General features: G+C 67.0%; 15 protein-coding genes. 5 read left to right on the top strand and 10 right to left on the bottom strand.

The genetic code is table 11. The features are described from left to right. Positions 1-160: 160 nt before the first annotated feature. From lolD to EGM71_RS08010, 9 genes are all read right to left on the bottom strand, one after another. Positions 161-874: a lipoprotein-releasing ABC transporter ATP-binding protein LolD gene (lolD, locus tag EGM71_RS08050; RefSeq protein ID WP_188489001.1), complete on the bottom strand. Its 714-nt coding sequence runs from the start codon at positions 872-874 to the stop codon at positions 161-163. Beyond that, positions 867-2,108: a lipoprotein-releasing ABC transporter permease subunit gene (locus EGM71_RS08045; RefSeq protein ID WP_049447601.1), complete on the bottom strand. Its 1,242-nt coding sequence runs from the start codon at positions 2,106-2,108 to the stop codon at positions 867-869. The genes lolD and EGM71_RS08045 overlap by 8 nt, the downstream gene beginning before the upstream one ends. A 23-nt stretch (positions 2,109-2,131) precedes the next feature. Continuing rightward, on the bottom strand, positions 2,132-2,581 hold the full coding sequence (locus EGM71_RS08040) for a hypothetical protein (RefSeq protein ID WP_188488999.1): 450 nt from the start codon (positions 2,579-2,581) through the stop codon (positions 2,132-2,134). After that, the gene (locus EGM71_RS08035) at positions 2,532-2,780 is read right to left on the bottom strand and encodes a succinate dehydrogenase assembly factor 2 (protein WP_004153155.1); all 249 of its coding nucleotides are present in this window, start codon (positions 2,778-2,780) and stop codon (positions 2,532-2,534) included. Before EGM71_RS08035 ends, EGM71_RS08040 begins: the two co-directional genes overlap by 50 nt. A 98-nt stretch (positions 2,781-2,878) precedes the next feature. Then, entirely contained in the window at positions 2,879-3,664 is a 786-nt protein-coding gene (locus EGM71_RS08030) for a succinate dehydrogenase iron-sulfur subunit (protein WP_005409079.1), read from the bottom strand. 66 nt (positions 3,665-3,730) lie between these two features. Next, positions 3,731-5,521, bottom strand: a complete 1,791-nt coding sequence (sdhA, locus tag EGM71_RS08025) for a succinate dehydrogenase flavoprotein subunit (RefSeq protein ID WP_188488997.1) — start codon at positions 5,519-5,521, stop codon at positions 3,731-3,733. A gap of 31 nt (positions 5,522-5,552) precedes the next feature. Further along, on the bottom strand, positions 5,553-5,939 hold the full coding sequence (gene sdhD / locus EGM71_RS08020) for a succinate dehydrogenase, hydrophobic membrane anchor protein (RefSeq protein ID WP_024958619.1): 387 nt from the start codon (positions 5,937-5,939) through the stop codon (positions 5,553-5,555). After that, a complete protein-coding gene (gene sdhC, locus EGM71_RS08015) occupies positions 5,936-6,328 on the bottom strand; it encodes a succinate dehydrogenase, cytochrome b556 subunit (RefSeq protein ID WP_024958620.1) in 393 nt (130 codons plus the stop codon). The genes sdhD and sdhC overlap by 4 nt, the downstream gene beginning before the upstream one ends. 56 nt (positions 6,329-6,384) lie before the next feature. Next, positions 6,385-6,555 (bottom strand): DUF1674 domain-containing protein, encoded by a 171-nt coding sequence (locus EGM71_RS08010; RefSeq protein ID WP_005409075.1) that lies wholly within the window; start codon positions 6,553-6,555, stop codon positions 6,385-6,387. 39 nt (positions 6,556-6,594) lie between these two features. On the opposite strand from EGM71_RS08010, the gene EGM71_RS08005 reads away from it, so the two are divergent. Next, positions 6,595-7,470 carry a YgfZ/GcvT domain-containing protein gene (locus EGM71_RS08005; RefSeq protein ID WP_188488995.1) on the top strand — a complete coding sequence of 292 codons (876 nt, stop codon included), beginning with the start codon at positions 6,595-6,597 and terminating at the stop codon, positions 7,468-7,470. A gap of 205 nt (positions 7,471-7,675) precedes the next feature. On the opposite strand, the gene EGM71_RS08000 is transcribed toward EGM71_RS08005, so the two are convergent. Then, complete coding sequence (locus tag EGM71_RS08000) at positions 7,676-8,758, bottom strand: ABC transporter ATP-binding protein (protein ID WP_188488993.1); 1,083 nt, start codon at positions 8,756-8,758, stop codon at positions 7,676-7,678. 352 nt (positions 8,759-9,110) lie between these two features. Here EGM71_RS08000 and zwf point away from each other — a divergent pair, with 352 nt between their 5' ends. From zwf to edd, 4 genes are read left to right on the top strand one after another with little or no spacing between them, the layout of a single operon-like run. After that, entirely contained in the window at positions 9,111-10,547 is a 1,437-nt protein-coding gene (gene zwf, locus EGM71_RS07995; RefSeq protein ID WP_188488990.1) for a glucose-6-phosphate dehydrogenase, read from the top strand. Further along, entirely contained in the window at positions 10,544-11,551 is a 1,008-nt protein-coding gene (gene glk, locus EGM71_RS07990) for a glucokinase (protein ID WP_188488988.1), read from the top strand. Before zwf ends, glk begins: the two co-directional genes overlap by 4 nt. Then, positions 11,548-12,270, top strand: a complete 723-nt coding sequence (gene pgl, locus EGM71_RS07985) for a 6-phosphogluconolactonase (protein ID WP_188488986.1) — start codon at positions 11,548-11,550, stop codon at positions 12,268-12,270. The genes glk and pgl overlap by 4 nt, the downstream gene beginning before the upstream one ends. 58 nt (positions 12,271-12,328) lie before the next feature. Next, positions 12,329-14,245 carry a phosphogluconate dehydratase gene (gene edd / locus EGM71_RS07980; protein WP_188488984.1) on the top strand — a complete coding sequence of 639 codons (1,917 nt, stop codon included), beginning with the start codon at positions 12,329-12,331 and terminating at the stop codon, positions 14,243-14,245. The last annotated feature ends 87 nt before the right edge of the window (positions 14,246-14,332 follow it).

The following is a 14,332-nucleotide window of genomic DNA, read 5'->3' as shown; positions in this document are numbered from 1 at the left end:
CCGGCAGCCCATTCAGTCGCCGGTCGGCGGTCGACCAAGGTCGACCTCTACCAAAGCAGACCCAAGGCTCCGGATTCCGGTAGTCGCCAACCTTGGTTGGCGCTTGCCCTACAAGAGCAGCCGACCAAGGTCGGCATCTACCAGAGCCGACCCAACCCGCTCAGACGTCGGCGTGGGCCAGTGCGTGAAGGCGACCTTCGCGCAGCTCCAGCACCCGGTCCAGGCGCCGCGCCAGGCTGCGGTCGTGGGTGACCAGCACCAGGCTGGTATGGCGCGCGCGGTTGAGTTCCAGCATCAGCTCGAACACGGTGCCCGCGGTGCGGTCATCCAGGTTGCCGGTCGGCTCGTCGCCGAGCACGCAGGCCGGATGATTGACCAGCGCACGCGCCACGGCTGCTCGCTGGCGCTCACCACCGGACAGCTCGCCGGGCTTGTGGTCCAGGCGATGGCCGAGGCCGACCGCTTCCAGCAGCGCGGTGGCCCGGCTGCTCGCCTCGGCCACGGCGGTGCCGGCCAGCAGTACCGGCATCATCACGTTTTCCAGCGCGGTGAATTCAGGCAGCAGGTGGTGGAACTGGTAGACGAAGCCCAGCGCCTGGTTGCGCAGCAGGCCACGCGCGGTGTCCGACAGCGCCGACATGCGCTGGCCGGTCACGTAGACCTCGCCAGCGGTCGGAATATCCAACCCGCCCAGCAGGTGCAGCAAGGTGCTCTTGCCGGCACCGGAGGCACCGATGATCGCCACGGTTTCGCCGGCGGTCACGGTCAGGTCGAGGCCATCGAACACCGGGGTCTGCATGCGCCCTTCGGCGTAGGTCTTGCCCAGTGCTTCGGCGCGGATCACTTCATCGCCGCGGTTGAAGACCTTATTCATAACGCAGGGCCTCCGCCGGCTGGGTGCGCGCTGCCCGCCACGCGGGGTACAGGGTGGCCAGGAAGCTCATCAGCAGCGCGACCACGGTGATCGCCACCACGTCGCCGGTCTGCATGTCGGTCGGCAGGCCGGTGATGTAGTACACATCTTCCGGCAGCAGCTTCACGTTGAACACGCTCTCGATGGCGCCGAGGATGCGTTCCAGGTTGAGGGTCAGGGTAATGCCACCGATCAGCCCGGCCAACGTGCCGAAGATGCCGATCAGCGAGCCCTGCACCATGAACACCTGCATCACTCCGCCCGGGGTCAGGCCGAGGGTACGCAGGATGGCGATGTCTGCCTGCTTGTCGGTCACCAGCATCACCTGCGACGACACCAGGTTGAAGGCGCCCATGGCGATGATCAGCGACAGCAGGATGCCCATCACCACCTTCTCCATGCGCAGCGAGTGGTAGAGGTTGGCGTTCTGTTGGGTCCAGTCACTCACGCGGTAAGCACCGCCGAGGCTCTGCGCCAGGTCCACGCCCACTTCCAGCGAACGGTCCATGTCGTGCAGTTTCAGCCGCACGCCAGTGGCACCATCGCTGCGCAGCACGCGCTCCAGATCCTGCATGTTGGCAAAGCCGACGCCACGGTCGACCTCGTTGTAACCGGCCTCGAAGATGCCGCTGACGGTGAAGCGTTTCATCCGTGGCACCGCGCCGGCAGGCGTGCCCTGCACTTCGGCGAACGTCACCAGTACCTGGTCACCCACGTCCACGCCGAGCCAGATCGCCAGCTCCTTGCCCAGCAGCAGGTTGAAGCTGCCCGGCTTGAGGCTGTCATAGCTGCCCTTGGTGACCTTCTTGTCGATCACCGAGACTTTCGGCTCCAGCGCCGGATCGATGCCCTGGATGATCGCACCCTGCACGCGCGGGCCGCTGATCATCGACTGGATCTCGATGTACGGCGCGGCACCGGCCACGCGCGGGTCCTTGCGTGCGACATCGACCACGCGCATCCAGTCCGGCATCGGCTCGCCGTCACGGCTGATGGTGGTGTGGGCGGTCATCTGCAGCAGGCGGCTGCGGATTTCCTTCTGGAAACCGCTCATCACCGCCAGGGTGGTGATCAGCACCGTGACGCCGAGCGCGATGCCCAGGATCGATGCCATCGAGATGAAGGAGATGAAGCCGTTGCGGCGCTTGGCGCGCAGGTAGCGCAGGCCAATGGCCACGGGAATGGGTTTGAACATGCAGGCACGCCGGTCAATTCAGCTTATGGTGCCATCGACCGGGGCCGACGGGAAACGCCGCGTGCGGCCACGGCCAGTCGCAGTTCACGTCGCTGGCCGGAATCGAGCACATCGGGCCAGAACAGCAGGCGCCGGCGGAGCCGATCCTCACGCCAGAGCAACAGCAGCCACGGCCCGCGCGCCACCAGCTGCGGCTCCTCGACGTCCTGCCCGGCCACCTGCAGTGGCTCGGGAAGCAGAGGCAGAAGCACCTGCACGCGTGGCCTGCGCTGGCGCCAGGCCAGTTCGGCCAGCCCAATGCCCCAGGCCAGCAACACCGCGGGCATCAGCAGCCGGGGCGGCAGATCCGATGCGCGCAGCAGCCAGGGGGCGACCAGCAGCACCGCCAACTGGGCGGCGGCCTGCAGCCGCGAGGGGCGCCACTCAAGGCTTGAGGGCGAGGATCTTCTGCATGAGGGGGATCGCGTGCGCATGCGGGCAGGCCTCATAGCCCATGAACCAGCGCCACAACTTATCGTCCTCGCAATCGAGCAGGAACAGGAAAACCTCGCGCTCTTCGGTCGGCGCAGTGCTCCACTCACGGTCCAGGTAGCGGCCGAACAGCTGGTCCAGTTCACGCATGCCGCGACGGCAACGCCAGCGCAGCTTCTTCAGCAGAACGTCTTCTTCCATTGTGTTTCTCCAGATACAGCAAAGCCACGCATGGCGTGGCTCTACTGGGGTGGCACAGCCACGCTTGGCGTGGCTCTACCGGGTACAGCCAGAGCCGATCAGGCGCGGCGTTCCATCATCAGCTTCTTGATCTCGGCGATCGCCAGCGCCGGGTTCAGGCCCTTCGGGCAGGTCCGGGCGCAGTTCATGATGGTGTGGCAGCGGTACAGCTTGAACGGATCTTCCAGATCGTCCAGGCGCGCACCGGTGTCCTCATCGCGCGAGTCGATGATCCAGCGGTAGGCCTGCAGCAGGATCGCCGGGCCCAGGTAACGCTCGCCGTTCCACCAGTAGCTCGGGCAGCTGGTCGAGCAGCAGGCGCACAGGATGCACTCGTACAGGCCGTCCAGCTTCTTGCGGTCTTCCGGCGACTGCAGGCGCTCGCGGTCCGGCGGTGCCGGAGTCTGGGTGCGGATCCACGGCTTGATCGAGGCGTACTGCGCGTAGAAGTGGGTCAGGTCCGGAACCAGATCCTTGACCACGTTCATGTGCGGCAGCGGGTAGATCGGCACTTCCTTCTTGCCGCAGTCCGAGATGGCTCGGGTGCAGGCCAGGGTGTTGGTGCCGTCGATGTTCATCGCGCACGAACCACAGATACCTTCGCGGCAGGAGCGGCGGAAGGTCAGGGTCGGGTCGATCTCGTTCTTGATCTTGATCAGGGCGTCCAGGACCATCGGGCCACAGGCGTCCAGATCGACTTCATAGGTATCGGTGCGCGGGTTGCTGTCGTCGTCCGGACTCCAGCGGTAGATCTTGAAGGTGCGCACGTTCTTGCCGCCGTTCTTGACGGGGAAGTGCTTGCCCTTCGTGATCTTGGAATTCTTGGGGAGTGAAAACTCGGCCATGGCTGCTCTCGTTGGCTCAGGCGGCCCGCGCCCTTGGGCGCGGATTGCATGGTAGGCGGGGTCGGATCAGTACACGCGCGGCTTCGGCGGCACTACGGACACGTCGTCGGTCAACGTGTACATGTGCACCGGACGGTAGTCGAAGCTGCACTTGCCCTTCTCGTCGACGCTGACCAGGGTGTGCTTCTGCCAGTTGACGTCGTCGCGGTCCGGGAAGTCCTCGTGCGCGTGCGCGCCGCGGCTTTCCTTGCGCTGTTCGGCCGAGTTGATCGTCGCCACCGCATTGAGCAGCAGGTTGTTCAGCTCGTAGGTCTCGATCAGGTCCGAGTTCCACACCAGCGAACGGTCGGAGACCTTCACGTCCTGGAACGAGTCGAAGATCTTGTCCATCTTCTCGCAGCCTTCCTTCAGCGTCTGGCTGGTGCGGAAGACCGCCGCGTCGGCCTGCATGGTGCGCTGCATGCGATCACGGATGACCGAGGTCGGGGTATCGCCGTTGGCGTGGCGCAGCTTGTCCAGCAGGCCCAGCGCCTTGTCGCAGGCATCGGCCGCCAGCGGCTTGTGCGACGCGCCCGGCTTGATGGTCTCGGCGCAGCGGTTGGCCACCGCACGACCGAACACCACCAGATCCAGCAGCGAGTTCGAGCCCAGGCGGTTGGCACCGTGCACCGACACGCAGGCCGCTTCGCCGATCGCGTACAGGCCCGGGATCACCGCGTCGGGGTTGTCGCCATCCTTGCGGACGACTTCGCCGTGGTAATTGGTCGGGATGCCGCCCATGTTGTAGTGCACGGTCGGGATGACCGGGATCGGCTGCTTGTGCACGTCGACGCCGGCGAAGATGCGGGCGCTCTCGGCGATGCCCGGCAGCTTCTCGTCGATCACGCCCGGGCCGAGGTGGGTCAGGTCGAGCAGGATGTGGTCCTTGTGCTCGCCAACGCCGCGGCCTTCGCGGATCTCGATGGTCATCGAACGGCTGACCACGTCGCGCGAGGCCAGATCCTTGTAGTGCGGTGCGTAGCGCTCCATGAAGCGCTCGCCACTGCTGTTGCGCAGGATGCCACCTTCACCGCGGACACCCTCGGTGATCAGGCAGCCGGCGCCGTAGATGCCGGTCGGGTGGAACTGCACGAACTCCATGTCCTGCATGGCGATGCCGGCACGCATGGCCAGGCCGCCACCGTCGCCGGTGCAGGTGTGCGCCGAGGTGGCGCTGAAGTAGGCACGGCCGTAGCCGCCGGTGGCCAGCACCACGCCCTGGGCGCGGAACAGGTGCAGGGTGCCGTCGGACATGTCCAGCGCCAGCACGCCGCGGCAGGCGCCTTCCTCGTCGAAGATCAGATCGAGTGCGAAGTACTCGATCATGAAGCGCGCATCGTGCTTCAGCGACTGCTGGTACAGGGTGTGCAGCATCGCGTGGCCGGTACGGTCGGCCGCCGCGCAGGTACGCTGCGCCGCCGGGCCTTCGCCGTACTTGGTGGTCATGCCACCGAACGGACGCTGGTAGATCTTGCCTTCGGCGGTGCGCGAGAACGGCACGCCGTAGTGTTCGAGCTCGATGATGGCCGGGATGGCCTCACGGCACATGTATTCGATGGCGTCCTGGTCGCCCAGCCAGTCCGAACCCTTGATGGTGTCGAAGAAGTGGTAGCGCCAGTCGTCCTCGCCCATGTTGGCGAGTGCGGCCGAGATACCGCCCTGGGCGGCAACGGTGTGCGAACGGGTCGGGAAGACCTTGGTCAGGCACACGGTCTGCAGGCCCTTGGCGGCCAGGCCGAACGTGGCGCGCAGGCCGGCGCCGCCGGCGCCGACCACGACCATGTCGTACTTGTGTTCGGTGATCTTGTAAGCGGACATCTAATCTGGATTCCTGTGTTGGTGCCTGGGCTCAGGCAACGCCGAGGGCGATGCGGCCCACCGCAAACACACTGACGATCATGCCGAGCACGGCGACGAACTTCACCGCGGTCTGCAGCACCAGGGCCAGCAGCGATTCGTGGATGTAGTCTTCCAGCACGACCTGCATGCCGAGCTGCGCGTGCCAGAACATGGCGATCAGCAGGCCGATCAGCGGCACGGCGTTCCACGGCTTGGCCACGGCGGCGGCGGCGGTCGCGTAGTCCGAGCCCAGCAGGCTCAGCACGAAGACCAGGAACCAGATGCCCAGAGCCACCAGGGCGGCGGCGGTCAGGCGCTGGTGCACGAAGTGCTCGGTGCCGGTCTTGGCCGAGCCAAGGCCACGCACGCTCTTCAACGGGGTACGGAACTTGCTCACGCGGCACCTCCGAACATCACATAGGCCCACACCAGCAGGGTGATCACCAGGCTGCCGATGACCGACAGCCAGCTGCTGCGGATGAAGGCGGGGATGCTGAAGCCGATGGCGAAGTCCTGCACCACATGGCGGATGCCATTGCACAGGTGATAGGCGAACGACCATGTCCACGCGAACAGGAACACGCGGCCATACCAGGCCCCGGCATGGCCGGTGAAGCAGTTCCAGGACTCGGGCCCCATCATCAGGGCCAGCAGGCCGGCGGCGATGATGAGGGCACCAACAGACAGAAAGACGCCAGTGGCTCGATGCAGGATCGAGGTGGCCATCTGAATCTGCCAGCGATACACCTGAAGGTGCGGGGAAAGTGGGCGTTGTCTGGTCGCCATTCGCTGGGCTCGTTGTCTCGGCTGGGCGGCACGCGGCCGCGTTGGCTCAATGCTGATCAGAAATCGATGCAGCGTCCGTTTTTCTCCCAATCGCCGTACCGCACCGGATCAAGTCCGCCGCGGCCGCCGAATTCTTCTGCTTTTTCCTGTTCCACGGGCACGGGTGCCGCGGGGACCAGCGGGGCTTCAGATTCGTCGTCGGGAGTGGGGGTTGTTTGGCCTATCATGTTCGGTCTCGCAACGCACAAATTTTAGACCTCGTTCACGTGCCTGACAACCTGCCCCCTGCTTTCGTCGGATATCCGCGCCTGCCCGGCCACCAGCTGCTGAGCCTGCAAGGCCCGGATGCGGCTGTCTTTGCCCACGCCCAGTTCAGCAGCGATGTCACCGCCCTGCCCCTGCAGCACTGGCAGTGGAGTGCCTGGCTGAGCGCCAAGGGCCGCACCCTGGCGGTGTTCCAGCTGCTTCGGCTGGCCGACGACCACGTGATGCTGGTACTGGCTGACGGCGATGCCGATGCGATTGCGTCGCAACTGCAGCGCTTCGTGTTCCGCCGCAGGGTGAAGGTGCAGGTGCGCAGCGATCTGGCGGTGGCCGGCGCGTTCACCGCACCCGAGGCCGCCAGCGGCGCCGCGATTGCGCAGACCGCAGGAGACGGCTGGGAGCTGGACCTGGGCAGCGATGCCCTGCCGCGCACCCTGCGAATCGGTAGCACCGATGCCTTCGCCGCCGGCAGCGAAGCCGATGAGGCCGCCTTCACCCTGGCCTGGCGCCAGGCCGACCTGCGCTACGGCCTGCCGCGGCTGGAAGAAAGCCAGCGCGAAGTGTGGACCCCGCAGCAGCTCGGCCTGGACCGCCTGAACGGCTACAGCGTGAAGAAGGGCTGCTACCCGGGCCAGGAAATCGTCGCCCGCACCCACTTCCTCGGCAAGGCCAAGCGTGCGGTGCAACTGCTGCATACCGCAGCACCGGCACGGGCCGGCGATGGCGTACAGCAGGACGGCGCGGCGCTGGGCACGATCGCCTGCGTGGCCGGCGAGCTGGCGCTGGCGGTGCTGCCGCTGGAGGCCAGCGACGCTGATCTGCAGGTGGGCGACGCGGTGGCGCAGCGCATGCCGTTGCTGGATGGCTTGGCGCGCTGAAGCCGGCGGGAAACCGCATCTGGTGGGTGCGGACCTTGGTCCGCACTGCTTCTGCCGGCATCCCATCCACGCCTGGCGTGGATCTACTGAACGCGGTGGGTGCGGACCGTTGGTCCGCATGCCTTCGGTGAAGGAGTGGTAGTGCCAGCCGCTGGCCGGCAACCACGCATGGTTGAGGTTGCCGGCCAGCGGCCGGCACTACAAATTACAGGCGCTCGCCGGTTTCCGGGTTGAAGAAATGCAGTCCCTGCGGGTGGATCGCCACGCGGATCTGCTCGCCCACCGCCGGCAGCGCCTGCGGCGCCACGCGCATGGTCAGCGCGTGCTGGCCACTGCTCAGGTTGACGAAGATCTCGTTACCGACCGGTTCGATGCCTTCGATGCGTGCGATGAACGCATGCGCATCATCGGCAGCCGCCGGTTGCAGGTGTTCCGGACGCACGCCCACCGCGATCGGCTTCTGCAGCCATGCCGGATCGATCGTGGCCTGGCCCAGCGGCGCACGCCATTCGCCGTCGACCACGGTCACGCCGCCGGCGTCGCCCTGCAGCGTGCCACGCAGCACGTTCATCGCCGGGCTGCCGAGGAAGCCCGCCACGAACAGATTCGCCGGGCGGTCATACAGCGCCATCGGCGTATCGATCTGCTGGATGACACCGTCTTTCAGCACCACGATGCGCTGGCCCAGGGTCATTGCTTCGACCTGGTCGTGCGTCACGTAGATCATGGTGGTGCCCAGCTTGCGGTGCAGCTGCGCGATCTCGGTGCGCACACTGTGGCGCAGCTTGGCATCGAGGTTGGACAGCGGTTCGTCGAGCAGGAACACCGCCGGCTCGCGCACCAGTGCGCGACCCAGCGCAACACGCTGGCGCTGGCCACCGGACATCGCCTTGGGCAGCTTGTCCATCATCTCGGTCAGGCCCAGCGTCTGCGCCGCCTCGGCGATGCGCTTGTCGATGGTCGCCTTGTCATGCCCGCGCAGCTTCAGGCCAAAGGCCAGGTTCTCGGCCACGGTCATGTGCGGATACAGCGCGTAGCTCTGGAACACCATCGCGATGTCGCGATCCTTCGGCGCCACGTCGTTGACCACGCGATCGCCGATGGTCAGCGTGCCGCCGCTGATCTCCTCCAGGCCAGCCACCATCCGCAGCAGGGTCGACTTGCCACAGCCGGACGGACCGACCAGCACCATCAGCTCGCCATCGGCGACCTCGAAGCTGGCGTCCTTCACCGCGACCTGGCCGTTGTCATAGACCTTGCGCACACCCTGCAACTGCACTTTTGCCATATCACCTATCCGGTCCGCCCGAAGCCGGGCTGTCTTTTGGGACTGCCTCGGCCCTCCCGATGGCAGTGATGATTGCGCGCCCGCCGCATGACGGCGAGCACTGCAATCGAATACAGTTGCCCATTCTGCCATGTAAACGTTTTCACGTGGCACTATCCGATGATCGGTGCGCACCGATCTGCGTCGGCGGTTGAACGAAGGTTCCGCCGAGGTAGTGGTTTCGAATGGAACGGTCTTCCGCCACCCCGGAGATCGCCCCTGACGAACCTCGGACAGGCAGTTGCGCGGATGTCCCCCGAACCCAGCCATGAAGCGATTGACAACGATGTCACCCGGATCTGAAACTCGAGCGATGCACGACACCCTCTTCCTGTTCGGTGCCACAGGTGATCTGGCCCAGCGCTACCTGTTCCCTTCGCTGCTTCGCCTGCTTGGCGACGGCCTGCTGCCGGAGGACTTCCGCATCCGTGCGCTGGCCCTGTCCGGGCATGACACCGAAGCCTTCCATGACATCCTGCGGCCGCGCCTGCAGCAGGCCATGCCGATGGCCACGCAGGACGACATCAGTGCCCTGCTGCGCCGCATCGACTACCGTTCGGTGGACCTGCGCGACGTCGACTCGGTTGCCGCCGCGGTCGCCGACCTGGTGCACCGCAAGTGCGTCAGCTACCTGGCCATCCCGCCGGGCCTGTACATCTCCACCTGCGAAGGCCTGGCCAAGGGCGGCGCCCTCGCCGCGCCGGCTCGCCTGATGCTGGAAAAGCCGATCGGCAGCGACAGCGAGAGCGCCGAGGAAATCATCAGCACCATCGGCCAGTGGATCGACGAGGACCGCGTGTTCCGCCTCGACCATTACCTGGGCAAGGCGGCCGTGCAGAACCTGATCGCACTGCGCTTCGGCAACACGCTGTTGGAAGCGGTGTGGAACCGCAACTACATCGAATCGGTGCACATCCTGGTGGCCGAGAGCGAAGGCGTGGACGGCCGTGACGCCTACTACGCCCGCTCCGGCGCGCTGCGCGACATGGTGCAGAGCCATATCCTGCAGCTGCTGTGCATGGTGGCGATGGAACCGCCGGCGTCGCTGGAAGCCGATCGCATCCGCGACGAGAAGGTCAAGGTGCTGCGCGCCCTGCGCCCGCTTGATGCGAAGCACGCCGCGCGTGACAGCATCCGTGGCCGCTACACCGCCGGCACCATCAACGGCCAGCAGGCCCAGGCCTACCAGCCGCCGGAAGGCAGCGACGTGGAAACCTTCGCCGGTGTCACTGCGCATATCGACAACTGGCGCTGGAGCGGCGTGCCGTTCCACCTGGTCACCGGCAAGCGCCTGCCCGAGCGCACCACCCGCGTGGTGGTCACGCTGAAGCCGGTCACCCACTGGCTGTTCGAGCGCCCGCAGCGCGCGCAGGCCGCACCGAACCGCCTGGTGTTCCAGCTGCAGCCGCAGGAGAACATCGAGCTGGGCCTGATGAGCAGCCTGGCCGGCCCGGAATGGGGCGCGCTGGAACTGCACCCGCTGGAACTGGAACTGTCGGTGCCGACCGGCCTGCACCGCCGCATCGCCTACGAACGCCTGTTCCTGGATGCCTTCAACGGCAACCACACGCTGTTCGTGCGCGACGACGAAGTGCGTGCTGCCTGGGCCTGGATCGACAGCGTGGCCGACGCCTGGAAGGACGCCAAGCTGCCGCTGGAGCCCTACCCCGCCGGCCAGTGGGGCCCGGCCAACGCGGGCGAGTTCCTGCCGCAGGGCGTGGATGCGCCGGACAGCGGAGCGTCGGCATGAGTGCCAGCTCGCAGCCGGTGCTGGTCGCCGACATCGGTGGCACCAACGCCCGCTTCGCCCTGGCTGACACTTCGCAGGACGCACCACTGCAGAAGGACAGCATCCGCGAGTACGCGGTGGCGGAGTTTCCCTCGCTGGGTGACGCCGCACGCCACCATCTCGAACAGATCGGTGCCACTGCAAGCCGCGGCGTGTTCGCGGTTGCCGGTCGCGTTGATGGTGACGAAGCCCGCATCACCAACCATCCGTGGGTGATCTCGCGCAGTCGTACCGCAGCGATGCTCGGTTTCAATGAGCTGCACCTGATCAACGACTTCGCCGCGCAGGCAATGGCGATTTCACTGCTGCAGCCCGACGACGTGGTCCAGGTCGGCGGTGCCGCCTGGGTCCCGGGCAAGCCCGGCCAGCCGCGCAACTACGCGTTGATCGGGCCGGGTACCGGCCTGGGTGTCGGTGGCCTGATCCTACGCCACGGCCGCTGCTATCCGCTGGAAACCGAAGGCGGTCATGTCAGCTTCCCGCCGGGAACGCCGGAGGAGATCCGCATCCTGGAAATCCTGTCCGAGCAGTTCGGCCGCGTCTCCAACGAGCGCCTGATCTGTGGCCCCGGGCTGGTCAACATCCATCGCGCCGTATGCGAGATGGCCGGCATCGACCCGGGCCAGCTGCAGCCGGTGGACGTGACCGCCCGTGCCCTGCACGGTGATCCGCAGGCGATGCGCACCGTGGACGTGTTCTGCGCTGTGTTCGGCGCCATCGCCGGCGACCTGGTACTGACCCAGGGTGCCTGGGATGGCGTATTCCTGACCGGCGGGCTGACCCCGAAGATGCTCGATTCGCTGCAGCACTCCGGTTTCCGCCAGCGCTTCGAACACAAGGGCCGCTTCTCTTCGATCATGGCGCGCGTGCCCTCGTTGGCGGTGATGCATCCCCACGCCGGACTGCTGGGCGCCGCCGCCTATGCCGCCGACGCCGAACGTGACGCACCAGGAGTTGCCGCATGAGCCCCAGCTTCCACGACGACCGCATCGAGTTCATCAACCACGGCGATGCCGATGGCTGGATCGAGGCCGTGGCCGCCGAGATGGCGCAGACCCTCAACCACGACATCAATGAAGTGGGCCGCGCCCGCATCCTGTTGTCCGGCGGCACCACACCGGCGCCGGTCTACCAGGCGCTGGCCGAACTGGACGTGCATTGGGACCGGGTTGAAGTGAGCCTGGCCGACGAGCGCTGGCTGTCGCCGCAGGATCGCGACAGCAATGCCTGGCTGGTCCGCGAGCACCTGCTCAAGCGCGCCGAAGGCGCCCACTTCGATCCGCTGGTACGCATCGGCAAGCCGCTGCCGGAATGCGTCTATACCGCCAACCTGCAGGCCCAGCACAGCCAGCCGCCGAGCCTGGTGGCACTGGGCATGGGCAACGACGGCCACACCGCCTCGCTGTTCCCAGGTTCGAAGGACCTGGCCCGTGCACTGGAAAGCACCCTGCCCTACGCAGCGCTGGATGCCACCGGCTGCCCGGGTGCGAACCAGTGGCCGCTGCGCATCACGCTGACCCCGCATGGCCTGCGCCAGTGCCGCCAGCGCCTGCTGCTGCTGCGCGGCAAGCAGAAGCTGCAGGTGCTGCGCCAGGCGCTGGACAGCAATGACGCCCAGCAGTACCCGATCCTCAATGCGATCAACCTGGAAGGCGCGCGGCTGCGCGTCCACTGGGCTGATTGATGTCGGCGGCGGCATGCTGCCGCCGCTTGCCTCTCGCCACCTCGAACGCCGGTAGCCAATGAGCCTCCATCCACAACTGCAAGCCATCACTGAGCGCGTCATCCGCCGCAGCGCCGCCTCGCGCGCCGCCTACCTCGCCGCGATCGACGCCTCCCTGCGTGAGGGCCCGTTCCGCAGCCGCCTGAGCTGCGGCAACCTCGCCCACGGATTCGCCGCCTGCGGCGGCACCGACAAGAGCCGCCTGCGCGGCGGCGTGACGCCGAACCTCGGCATCATCACCGCCTACAACGACATGCTGTCGGCGCACCAGCCGTTCGAGACCTATCCCGAGCAGATCCGCGAGATCGCCCGCGAGCTGGGCGCCACCGCGCAGGTGGCCGGCGGCGTGCCGGCGATGTGCGACGGCGTCACCCAGGGCCGCGGCGGCATGGAGCTGTCGCTGTTCTCGCGCGATGTGATCGCCCAGGCCACTGCGATCGGCCTCAGCCACGACATGTTCGATACCACCGTCTACCTCGGCGTGTGCGACAAGATCGTGCCGGGCCTTCTGATCGGTGCGCTGGCGTTCGGCCATCTGCCGGCGGTGTTCGTGCCGGCCGGCCCGATGACCCCGGGCATCCCGAACAAGCAGAAGGCCGAAGTGCGCGAGCGCTACGCTGCCGGCGAAGCCACCCGCGAAGAACTGCTGGAAGCGGAGTCCGCGTCGTACCACGGCGCCGGCACCTGCACCTTCTACGGCACTGCCAATTCCAACCAGGTACTCCTGGAAGCGATGGGCGTGCAGCTGCCGGGCGCATCGTTCGTCAATCCGGGCACGCCGCTGCGCGATGCCCTCACCCGTGAAGCCATCGAGCGCGCGCTCGACATCACCGCACTGGGCGACGACTTCCGCCCGCTGGGCCGGATCATCGACGAGCGCGCGATCATCAACGCGGTCATCGCGCTGATGGCCACCGGCGGCTCGACCAACCACACCATCCACTGGATCGCGGTGGCGCGTGCGGCCGGCATCGTGCTGACCTGGGACGACTTCGATGAACTTTCGCAGCTGATTCCGCTGCTGGCCCGCGTCTATCCGAACGGCGACGCCGACGTGAACCGTTTCGCGGCCGCAGGCGGCCCGGCGTTCGTGTTCGGCGAGCTGATCAAGGCTGGCCTGATGCACGGCGACCTGGTCAGCGTCGCGCGTGGCGGCATGGCCGACTATGCGCGCGAGCCCCAGTTGCGCGACGGCCAGCTGGTCTACCTGCCGGGCCTGGAACGCAGCGCCGATGACGAGGTGGTGCGCGGCGTCGACCAGCCGTTCGAACACCAGGGCGGCCTGCGTCTGCTGCGCGGCAATCTGGGCAAGTCGCTGATCAAGCTGTCGGCCGTGAAGCCGCAGTACCGCACGATCGAAGCACCGGCGGTGGTGGTCGATGCACCGCAGGTGCTGAACAAGCTGCACGCTGGCGGCCTGCTGCCCGAGCATTTCGTGGCGGTGGTGCGTTACCAGGGCCCGCGGGCCAACGGCATGCCGGAACTGCATTCGCTGGCACCGCTGCTGGGCCTGCTGCAGAACCAGGGCCGGCGCGTGGCGCTGGTCACCGACGGCCGCCTCTCCGGTGCCTCGGGCAAGATTCCGGCGGCGATCCACGTAACACCGGAAGCAGCGCGTGGCGGCCCGCTGGCCAAGGTCCGCGAGGGCGACATGATCCGCCTGGACGGCGAGGCCGGCACGCTGGAAGTGCTGGTCGATGCGGCCGAATGGGCGGCACGCCCGCTGGCGCCGAATACCGCACCGGCCGCGCACGACCTGGGCCGCAACCTGTTCGCGATCAACCGTCGCGTGGTGGGTCCGGCCGACCAGGGCGCGATTTCGATTTCGTGCGGGCCGGCGGCAGCCGATGGCGGACCGTGGGAGTACGACGCGGAGTACGAGCTGGGGCACGATGCCGCGGCGGCGGCGGCGCCGCACGAGGCGAAGGACGCCTGAGGGTTGAAGAGCGTTGCGGGTTTGTCGCGGCGGTGAGTTTGCTGGTGGCGGCGGAGGGCAGGCCGTCGCCAGGACACGCCGTAAATA

Origin of the sequence: Stenotrophomonas maltophilia (assembly GCF_006970445.1) — a bacterium.
Taxonomy (GTDB): Bacteria; Pseudomonadota; Gammaproteobacteria; order Xanthomonadales; family Xanthomonadaceae; genus Stenotrophomonas; species Stenotrophomonas maltophilia_AU.
Note: the sequence above shows the minus strand (reverse complement) of the source record. Positions and strands in the feature narration are given on the sequence as shown.